General features: G+C 62.1%; 8 protein-coding genes. 5 read left to right on the top strand and 3 right to left on the bottom strand.

Going from position 1 to position 9,836, the window contains the following annotated elements; translation table 11 throughout:
• Window positions 1-82: 82 nt before the first annotated feature.
• Window positions 83-499: an ASCH domain-containing protein gene (locus VMJ11_RS10155; protein ID WP_325619285.1), complete on the bottom strand. Its 417-nt coding sequence runs from the start codon at window positions 497-499 to the stop codon at window positions 83-85.
• Window positions 500-727: 228 nt separating this feature from the next.
• On the bottom strand, window positions 728-1,879 hold the full coding sequence (locus tag VMJ11_RS10150; protein ID WP_325619284.1) for a branched-chain amino acid ABC transporter substrate-binding protein: 1,152 nt from the start codon (window positions 1,877-1,879) through the stop codon (window positions 728-730).
• Window positions 1,880-2,923: 1,044 nt separating this feature from the next.
• Between VMJ11_RS10150 and VMJ11_RS10145 the strand changes: the two genes are divergently transcribed.
• From VMJ11_RS10145 to VMJ11_RS10130, 4 genes are all read left to right on the top strand, one after another.
• Window positions 2,924-3,391, top strand: coding sequence for a DUF2844 domain-containing protein (locus VMJ11_RS10145; protein ID WP_325619283.1), 468 nt, complete (start codon window positions 2,924-2,926; stop codon window positions 3,389-3,391).
• A gap of 10 nt (window positions 3,392-3,401) precedes the next feature.
• The gene (locus VMJ11_RS10140; protein WP_325619282.1) at window positions 3,402-4,670 is read left to right on the top strand and encodes a DUF3443 domain-containing protein; all 1,269 of its coding nucleotides are present in this window, start codon (window positions 3,402-3,404) and stop codon (window positions 4,668-4,670) included.
• A 471-nt stretch (window positions 4,671-5,141) separates the two neighbouring features.
• A complete protein-coding gene (locus VMJ11_RS10135; protein ID WP_325619281.1) occupies window positions 5,142-6,782 on the top strand; it encodes an MFS transporter in 1,641 nt (546 codons plus the stop codon).
• A 226-nt stretch (window positions 6,783-7,008) separates the two neighbouring features.
• Window positions 7,009-8,187, top strand: coding sequence for a hypothetical protein (locus tag VMJ11_RS10130; protein ID WP_325619280.1), 1,179 nt, complete (start codon window positions 7,009-7,011; stop codon window positions 8,185-8,187).
• Between the two features lie 449 nt (window positions 8,188-8,636).
• On the opposite strand, the gene VMJ11_RS10125 is transcribed toward VMJ11_RS10130, so the two are convergent.
• A complete protein-coding gene (locus VMJ11_RS10125) occupies window positions 8,637-9,548 on the bottom strand; it encodes a LysR family transcriptional regulator (protein ID WP_325619279.1) in 912 nt (303 codons plus the stop codon).
• A 108-nt stretch (window positions 9,549-9,656) separates the two neighbouring features.
• On the opposite strand from VMJ11_RS10125, the gene VMJ11_RS10120 reads away from it, so the two are divergent.
• Window positions 9,657-9,836, top strand: a 180-nt coding sequence (locus VMJ11_RS10120) for a CoA transferase (RefSeq protein ID WP_325619278.1), incomplete at its 3' end; no start/stop codon positions are given.

The following is a 9,836-nucleotide window of genomic DNA, read 5'->3' as shown; positions in this document are numbered from 1 at the left end:
CATCCCGAACAGGACCGTGAAACGACTCCACGCCGATGATAGTGCGGATTGCCCGTGTGAAAGTAGGTAATCGTCAGGCTCCTCATGCTGTAATGTCCAGAACCCCGGTCTCTCCGAAAGAGAGCCGGGGTTCTGGCGTTTGGGCGCTGTCTTCCAGCGAGAGGTCACCTTCCCCCTCGGCCGCCGCGAACTCGGTAGAGATCTTCGCGAAAGGGACTATCTCGACTTTCATCGTCTGTAGCAGCAAAACGGGGCGATTGCGAACGTCCAGAACAATTTCAATGTCCCCTTCCTGCGGCAGGCATTCGCCGTCAAATTCCCACGACCACAGCAGGCTACACGTGCCGCGCTTCACTTTCGCCTTTATCAACGAAATGAGCATGGCAGAGGATTGTTCCGAGTCGCCATCACTACCAATTCGAACATTGGCCCCGGAAAGGTCGATTCCGCGTTCGCGCAGTGCTGTAGTCAACTCGAGAAGTGTGGGCGTATCGGACATGGTTTGCGCGAGACACGGTACGTCGTCAGGAAGCGCATTCTATTACGTGGCGAGAGGTGCGACTCGGAAGTCCGAGGTTGACCGGTGAGCCGACGTTCGGGCGAGGGGCCGAGAAGGGCGCAACGGGTCGATAACGGTCTTCCGCCGCGCCACCGCTTGTAGAAATCCGGCGAGCGTGCCGGTGAGCGAAAACAAGAAGCCCACCGGCAGGCGTATCGTTCCTGTGCCTTATTTCGTACCCACGGTCTGCAACGGCTTCCACTCGCCGTTGACGACCTTGTACACGGTCACGCCGCCATACTTCAGGTCGCCATACTGGTCGTACGAGAGCTCAGCGGTGGTGACCCCCTTCATGTTCGTGGCCTTCAGTGCGGTGAGGAAGACATGTGGATCGGTCGAGTCCGCCTTCTTCATGGCATTGAACACGGCCATCGTGCCGTCGTAGGCATAGGGCGCGTAAAGTTCCACCGGCTGATTGAAGCGCTTCGTGTAACGCTCGGCAAAGGCCTTGCCGCCGGGCATCTGCGCAAGCGGGCTACCTTCCGACGCGGCCAGTGTGCCCTCGGATGCGTCGCCTGCGATCTTGATCAGGTTGTCCGACTGGACCATGTCGGGGCCGATCAGCGTGGCCTTGATCGCGAGCGACTTCATCTGCTTGAGCATTGGCGCGGCCTGGGTGTCGGCGCCGCCGTAAAACACCGCGTCGACGTTCGCCGCCTTGATCTTCGTGAGAATCGAGCGGAAATCCACGGCCTTGTCGCTCGTATACTCCTCGTCGACCACGGTCGCACCCGCCGCCTTCGCAGCCTTGGCAAATTCCTCGGCCACGCCCTGTCCGTAGGCAGTGCGGTCGTCCACAATCGCAAGACGCTTGAACTTGAGTCCCTTCACGGCGTAGTCGCCGAGCACGCTGCCAAGCTGTGTGTCCGAAGTCAGGAGGCGGAACGTGGTGGGCAGGCCGAGGCGCGTATAGGTGGGGGCCGTCGCCATGGCAATTTCGGGAATGCCCGCTTTGGCGTAGATCGGCGCGGCCGGAATGCTGGTGCCCGAGTTGTAGTGGCCGATGACGGCGACCACGCCGTCGTCCACGAGCTTTTGCGCGACCATGGTGCCGGTGCGAGGGTCGGCCTGATCGTCCTGGGCGTTGAGTGTGAAGTGCACAGGCTTGCCACCGATGACCGGATTAGTGGCGTTCATGTCCTCGATCGCGAGCTGCACGCCGCTGCGGAAGTCCGCGCCATAGTGGGCCTGGCCGCCGGTGAGCGGCGCGGCGAAGCCGATCTTGACGACATCCGGCGTTGCTGCAAAGGAGCATGGTGCGGCTGCCAGGGTTGAACCCAGGACCAATGCGGCGGATAGGTATGTCCTACGAAATTTCATTGTTCTGGTGCTCCTCAATGGTGGATCGTACAGGTGCCTGCAATGTCGATGACCTGGCTGGCACTTGCCCCTCGCGTCCCAGCTTTTCGCTTCTGCGGTGGTCGGCTGCGAGCAATATACGAGTCCAAAAGTTGTCAGGTCTTGCAGAAAATAAACAGCCACGATGCAGAATTCGGCATAGTCGCGAGATTCCGCCCGCGCGGGCAGCAACGAGCCTTTCTGGCTAGTCGGGTAATCCCGGCGGCCCGGAGACACGACTGCAAGAAACATCAACCGATGTCGCAGTCCAGCCCGGCATCAAGACACTGGCGTCGCGCATCTATGCAACTAACCGCAAGGTGTGGCACGGCAATGTCCCTGGCCATGGCATCGAGCTGTGCGGCGATTGCCACCCATGCCACAGTGCAAAATGCCCGGATAATTAGTTTGTCATCCTATACAAATACGCAGCTATCATTTTTCGCAACGAACTCGTTGCTTGCGAAAAGCATGCAATTGATAAATACGCGGACCTCAGCGCTCAGGCGTGGGTTCGGCTGAGAGGCGACAAGAACGGCAACGGGCGCGCTGCCATCGGACCAATTGATCTCTGGAATTGAGTAGATCACTCAAGTTAAGGCGGGCGACGACCGATAACCGTCGTGTCGAGCAGGCGCATCGGAATGAAGTTATCGAACAGCACAGACGACTGCGAAGGAGGGCTGGGCATTCTTCACGCCAGATACCGAAATCGCAGCCGGTTGCCATACTTCACTGTCCGATTGAAATAGCGGCGATCAATAAAAGGCGAAGGGGAAGTTGGAGATGATGAGGCGGTTTATGTTGGCCGTGACAATGGTCGGTGGGCTGCTCGTTATGGCGGGCTGCAACACGGTCGCGGGCCTGGGACAGGACATCACGAACTCCGCGCGAGCCGTCCAGCGCGTCCTGTGACCTTCGCCAACGACAGATAAGAGCGAAGCAACAGCCAGGCGAGCAGTGCAGATAAATCCATTACTCGCCCTCGCGTACTGTTTGTAGAACAGAAACGGAATGATTGGAGCTATGCAAGCGCACAATATAGTGATCCGCGGGGTATTTGTTGCCGCATCGATCGCGATGAGTTCGGCCGCGCATGCCAGTTTGGGTGGCCTTCACCAGAGCGTGGCTTTGGATCAGAGCCAGATGCATGCCAACCGGCAGACTACGACAGGTCAACTGTTCACGACCGAGCGGCTCACGCTCGAAAACGGCGCGCACGTGACCGAGTATGTGAATCGAGACGACGTGGTGTTTGCCGTGACATGGCACGGCCCGGCGATGCCTGATCTTCAGCAGCTGCTCGGCTCCTACGCCCAGCGCGCCTATGACGGCGCGAAGGCCTTTCGTGCTGCTCATTCCGCGATTGGTCCTGTCGTGGTGAGCGCTTCCGACCTTGTGGTGCAGACCGGCGGTCACATGCGTGCCTACTGGGGGCGTGCATGGCTACCGAATGCGGTGCCGGCGAGCCTGAACGTTCAAGATATCCAGTAAGGGTCGGCCCATGAGCAAGCGCTTTTTCTTTGCGGTAGTCATGTCGGTTGCCCTGCTCGCTGCATGCGGGGGCGGTGGCGGAAGTAGCAACAACGTATCTGGCGCGTCGTCGCAGTCGTCGCTGGCCTCCAGTACGCCAGGCGCGACTTCGAACGTGGCCAACCAGAGCGCGACTTCGAACGTGGCCAACCAGATTCAGGTGCAGGTCGGGCCGAGTCAATATGGCGACAGGAACATGCTGATGGCGTCGGTCACGATCTGCGTGCCAGGTACCACGACCTGCACGACCATCGACAACGTGCAGGTCGATACGGGCTCCTACGGCCTGCGGCTGTTTTCGTCCGCTATCGGCGGCCTGCCGTTGCCGCGCACGACGGCGCAAGCCGGCGGCACGCTGGCCACGTGCGCCGCGTTTGGTTCGGGCACGGCATGGGGGGCGGTGGCGACGGCAGACGTGAAGCTTGCCGGTGAAGTGGCTTCGGCGGTGCCGATCCAGATCATCGGGGATAGCGCAGTCGGCACGTCACCCACCAGTTGCACGAACCAGGGCATCGGCGACCTCAATACGCCCACGCTGCTCGGCGCCAATGGGCTCCTCGGCGTTGGTCTCGAATCGCAGGACTGCGGGGACGGGTGTGCGGCGAACGCTTACGTGCACCCGGTCTATTACGGATGCACCTCCGCAACCAATTGTGTGTCGTCGAAGGCCGCGATCGCGCAGCAAGTCACGAATCCCGTATCGTTGTTCGCCACGGACAACAACGGCGTATCGATCCAGTTGCCGGCGGTGCCGGCCACCGGACAGTCGAGTGTGACAGGCACGCTGACATTCGGGATCGGCACGCAGTCGAACAATGTACTGGGCGCGGCAACTGTCTATACGACCTCGGCGGCGAGCGCGGATCAGCCGCTCAGTGTGAACACGCAGTACAAGGGTACGACCTATCATTCGTTCTTCGACAGCGGTTCCAACGGGATTTTCTTCGACGACAGCACGATTGCGCAATGTGTGGACGGGAGCGGATTTTTCTGCCCGGCGTCGACCTTGTCCTTGTCGGCGACGATGAGCGGCACGAATAACGCCTCGGTGACGCTGGATTTTTCCGTGGCGAACGCACAGTCCATGGTCGATAACTACGAGTACGCGATGAACAGTTTCGATGGGTACAACGTGGGTGTTTTCGACTGGGGTCTCGGATTTTTCTACGGCCGGACGGTTTTCACGGCAATTGACGGCCGGTCGACACCAGGCGGTTCGGGCCCATACTTCGCATTTTAGTAGTGGCAGTGAAATGCCTGGGCCTGGCCACCGTTCACGAACGGGGCGGCGCCGGCTCAGGCGTGGTGTCAGCCTGGTAGCCTGGCGGGAACCAGCCGGGCTTGCGCCACGCGTGCCCAATCTTCATCTTGCCGGCTGCGCGCGAATTTCCCAGGTAGTCCGCGGCGAGTTGCCGAGACTCACTCTCCGCGTCGACAGGTAACGTTTGCTGCTGGATGTGCGAGACGTGCGGCAGCGGACGTTATGTAGCAATCTTCCTTTACGAAGTCATCCTCTGGTCAAAAATGGAATCCGGTGAAAGGTCGGCGGCCTCGGGTTGGTCGCGCGCTGCAGGTGTCATAAGGTCTAAAGCTGGGTTATCCTGACCAGGGTGTTTTTCCTGTTGGACCGTCTCTGGCTGCAGCCTGCGCGGCGCAAGAAGTTCTCGTCGGCTGCCGTATAGGGTCACTTTCGTTGAGCACGGGAGCTAACTTGGCCAACCCGGATCTTCTCGACAGCGGGCGGAAGAGCGCGCACGTCATCGCCGCGCAAGCGAGCCCCTGCGACGAGCTCGTCATTCGCACGCAGCCTGCCACAGTCGACCGTCCGTGCCGCCGCAAGCGTCTTGCGCTCGCCGCGACGATCCTCGGTTCTAGCATGGCGTTCATCGACGGCTCCGTCGTCAATGTCGCACTGCCCTCCATTCAGAGCGAACTCGGCGCGAGCGTAGCGGCGATGCAATGGGTCGTCAACGCGTATTTGCTCTTTCTCGGGTCTCTTGTGCTGGTCGGCGGGTCGATGGGCGACAAGCTCGGCCGCCGCACGGTGTTCATTACGGGCATCGCGCTCTTCACGCTGGCTTCGGCCGCTTGCGGATTCGCACCGAATGCGGCTGCGCTGATCGCCGCGCGCGCGGTTCAAGGCGTTGGCGCGGCACTGCTCGTACCTGGCAGCCTCGCCATCATCGGCGCGGTGTTCGACGACGAGGCGCGCGGGCGGGCAATCGGCACCTGGGCGGGCTTCGGCGCGATTACGTCAGCAGTGGGGCCGGTGGCGGGCGGCTGGCTCGTCGACGCTTTCTCTTGGCGCGCGATCTTCTTCCTGAATATTCCATTTGCAATGCTAACTATTTTGCTGGCAATGGCGTCGGTGCCCAACAGCCACAAGCGAGACGCGCCTCAACAACTCGACTGGCCCGGCGCGCTGAGCGCGGCAGCCGGACTCGCGGCGCTCACATTCGGCCTGACGCAGGCGTCGGCGCGCGGCTTCGCGCATCCGTTCGTATGGTGTGCAATTGGCGCCGGCGTGCTCGTGCTCGCCGCATTCGTGATGATCGAAGCGAGCAGCCCCAACCCCATGATGCCGCTCGATGTTTTCCACTCGCGCGATTTCACCGGCGCCAACCTCGTCACACTGCTGCTTTATTTCGGGCTCGGCGGCGCATTCTTCTTCCTGCCGTTCACGTTGATCCGCGCGTACGGCTATACCGCGACCGAAGCGGGTGCGGCGCTGCTGCCGGTGCCCGTCACTATTGGTTCGCTATCGCGCTTCACTGGGGGCCTGACGCGCCGCTTCGGTTCGCGCGCGCTTCTGACCGCCGGCCCGGCTGTCGCCGGAATCGGGTTCGCGTTACTGGGGATGCCGTTCGCGCGCGCCAGCTATTGGGCCGGATTCTTCCCTGCACTCGCCGTGCTCGGGCTCGGCATGACGATCACCGTCGCGCCGCTCACCACGACCGTGATGAATTCAGTCGCGGGCGAGCGCACGGGTGTCGCGTCCGGCATCAACAACGCGGTTGCACGCGTGGCGAGCCTGCTGGCGATTGCGGTGCTCGGCATCGTGTTCGTGTGGTCGCACGATGCGGTGCTTTCGGCGCGCCTCGATGCGCTGCACGTGCCGCGGGACACACGCCAGGCTGGGCAGTTGCTGGAGCCGGACACGCATGCCGCGGTCGCATCGGGCGCCGCCCCTGTGCCGCGACAGCGTGCCGTGGCGCGCGCGCAAGCCGACGCCATTGCCGGCGCGCTGCGCGCGGTTGCGCTCGTCTGCGCCGCGTGCGCGTTCGCTGGAGCGGGGATTGCGATGGCTACCATCCAGCCCTTGAAACGGCCTGCGCACCCGCGCTCAGACTGAGATGCGCAAGCCGCATACCGCGCTTGTGCCCGGGGACTGCAACGTCCATACCCGCGCATCGCCACGAGAATTCCGCCCCCATTGGATTCGCGTTCAATGTGCTGACTTCCCCGAGACAGCGGGCATCGACCAGCAACTGGGTTTCATTTGGGCATGTCGGTTGCGCAGCTTGCCGAGTGGCGGCGAGAACGCGCCGCGCTGCAATTTCGGAAGGAAGGAGACAGCGATGAGACAAACCATATTGGCCGTATACGACAGCTACCCGGATGCGCATTCGGCGCAGCGGGCGCTTGGCGAGGCCGGCGTGGCGCAGGCGGATATTGCCATCTACTCGATGTCGGCTGATGCCCCCGCAGAAAAGGGGCCGCGTGTCTATGCACCGGGCAGTGGCCCTATTCGCCGTCCCAAGCCGGTTTTCGATCAACTGGAGCAATTGTTCGTACGGCTCTTCAAATCGAACGAGTATCCGCCGGAAGCCGAGGATTACCGTGAATTCATTCGCCGTGGCGGAACGCTTGTCAGCGCTGACGTTGCGGAAATGGAAGTGGATCGGGTTCTCGAACTAATGCGTAGTGCGGGTGCGGCTGACATCGAAGAGCGTGCCAGTGCCTGGAGGCATGGCTCCATGAAGCCGGACATGCGGGAAGACCCGTTGCAGCGAGCCAGCCTCGCGAGCCAGGAGTACGCCAGCAGGTACGAGTCGCCAACGGGGCGGCGCGATGACACGCTGAAGCAGAGCGGAGGCGTTGCGGGCATCGCCCCTTCATCGGGTACGACGGATGAGGCTGCCGTTGCGCGTGGCACAACGCCTGGTCAGGCAACGCACGCAGCGGCCGCAGGCAGTGCTTCTCCCTCTGGCGGAGCCAGATTGCAGAGCAGCCGCTTCTCTTCAACCGGGTCGAAACCCATCGCTGGAATGCAGAAGGCCGCGACTCATACGGAAGGACGCGGATCGAATCCGACCATGGAAAACCAGCAGCGGGCATCGAGCGCCTCCAACGCCGGAGTTACACGCACTTTCGTAGGTGGGGATGCGGGTCTCAAAGCCAGAACCGGGTACTCGCCCGATGACGCCACGAACGCGGCGAAAGGTGAACGTCGGCCGAATACGGGCCTTGCGGGCGATCGCGTCACCGGTACCCCACTGAACGACGACCCAGACGACAACGAATTTCGCAGGGACTATGACGCTCATTACGCAAACACGGGTGCGCCATACGACGAGTATCGGCGGGCCTACACTCACGGAGCCACGCTCGGGCAGGATGAGCGGTATCGTGGGTTTGACTGGCAACAGGTCGAGCCCAATGCCCGCGAAGATTGGGAGTCGCGCTACCCCGACAGCGGTTGGGAGCGCTTCAAAGCCGCGGTGCGCCACGGCTGGGAACGCGTGATACGCCGCTAACGGGTTCGCGCGCGACGGCGCCTGACGGGTAGCCCGTGCCGCCGTGCAGTCCAGCCATACGGCGAGCGCGTACGGCGCCGTGAACGATGCCAGCCTGATTGCCGGACTGATGCCGGTCCTGATGGTGTGCAGTGTCATTAGCGCGTTTGCATCAAGCAGCGCAGGAAGCTGCCGCTGGCTGCCGTGCCGTTGGCTCCCAGAGTGTGGCCTGTGTCTTTTGGGGTTTGCTCTGGCTACGTGGGCGTGCATTGCCTGTGCAGGGGAGGGCAGCGGCGTAGCAGGGTGTGTTGGTTCGGCAGAATGCCAATACGTTTGAGCCTAAGATCATGAACACGGGCGGCAGCATCGTGACAGCCTGACGATCTGGCTGCCGCGGCGCTGGCGATCAACGAAAGCCCGGAAGAGGGAGCGCGGACTCGTCGCGAAAGCGCGTCAGTCGAATCTTCCCCTCATTTGCCCACGCGTTCACGCATGGCTTCGGCCACTGCGTCGCGCACGCAGGCGGCAAGCAACTCGGAAGCGCGCGTGTGGGCCGCGCGAGCCGGCCGGGCGATGACAAGGGGCTGGATGACGGTGGTTTCACGTATCGGCCGCTCGACGACGAGGGAAGTTTGCGCGACCGTGGAACTTTGCGTGATCAAAAGTGACACTCCCAGGCCGCTCGCCACCATCGCACGCACGAGTTCAATGGATGTAGCCCGATACTGCACGTCAGGCGAGAGCCCGTGCTGCCAGAACGGCGCCATCAGAAAATCGCGACTCTGCGGCAAATCGATCTGGATGAAAGGCAGCGCGGCGAGTTCGTGCAGTGAAACTGCGCGACGCCGCTTCGCCAGCGGTGAGTCGCCGGGCAGGAGTGCGTAGGGCTTGAGTTCGGCGAGGCATTCGCGCTCGATATCGCCGGGCAGCCCTACGTCGTACATGAGCGCGAAATCGATCAGACGCTTGTGCAGCCATTCGTCGAGTTGAACGAGATCGCCTTCCCGGAACTGTACGCTGAGACCTGGAAAGCGCGTTTGCGCGAGCTTGAGCACACGCGGCAGATAGACGGGCGCGATCGTGCGGAATACGCCGATCTGCACGAGACCGCGATCGCCTTCGCCCACATCGTCGGTTGTGAATGCCGAGGCCGACGCGAGCAAGTGCCGCGCCTCATCCAGCTTGCGCTGACCGAATTGCGTGAGCGCCATACGCGTGCCGGCGCCGCGCGTGAAAAGCGGCGCGTCGAATAGCGCCTCCAGTTCACGGATAGCCACCGAAATCGAAGGTTGCGAGACGTTCAGCTGTTTCGCGGCGCCAGTCGTGCTGCCCGTCTCGGCCGCGGCGACGAAGTAGCGCAGGAGCCTGAGCGATAGACCCATATGATTTTCGTATAGCCGTTAATTTAATTCAGTATTTTATCTTATTGCCTCGGCGGATCAGAATCAGCTCACCAACCGAACGGGTTGGCTGTTCTGGAGGAAGACGCCGTGACACTGCCCGCGCTGCCGCTCGACGGCATTCGTGTGATCGACTTTTCCCGCGTGCTCGCGGGGCCGCTATGTTCCGCGCTGCTGGGCGACCTGGGCGCCGATATCATCAAGATCGAGCCGCCCGCGGGCGACGACTACCGCGCCATTGGCCCGTTTTCTGCAGGGGAAAGCGGACTC

Origin of the sequence: Paraburkholderia sp. (genome assembly GCF_035501035.1) — a bacterium.
Lineage (GTDB): Bacteria > Pseudomonadota > Gammaproteobacteria > Burkholderiales > Burkholderiaceae > Paraburkholderia.
Note: the sequence above shows the minus strand (reverse complement) of the source record. Positions and strands in the feature narration are given on the sequence as shown.

Excerpts from the sequence above, each read along its gene's own strand:
- VMJ11_RS10145 (WP_325619283.1), top strand. The coding sequence starts at position 2,924 with ATGCAAGCGCACAATATAGTGATCCGCGGGGTATTTGTTGCCGCATCG.
- VMJ11_RS10155 (WP_325619285.1), bottom strand. The coding sequence starts at position 499 with ATGTCCGATACGCCCACACTTCTCGAGTTGACTACAGCACTGCGCGAA.
- VMJ11_RS10130 (WP_325619280.1), top strand. The coding sequence starts at position 7,009 with ATGAGACAAACCATATTGGCCGTATACGACAGCTACCCGGATGCGCAT.
- VMJ11_RS10150 (WP_325619284.1), bottom strand. The coding sequence starts at position 1,879 with ATGAAATTTCGTAGGACATACCTATCCGCCGCATTGGTCCTGGGTTCA.
- VMJ11_RS10140 (WP_325619282.1), top strand. The coding sequence starts at position 3,402 with ATGAGCAAGCGCTTTTTCTTTGCGGTAGTCATGTCGGTTGCCCTGCTC.
- VMJ11_RS10125 (WP_325619279.1), bottom strand. The coding sequence starts at position 9,548 with ATGGGTCTATCGCTCAGGCTCCTGCGCTACTTCGTCGCCGCGGCCGAG.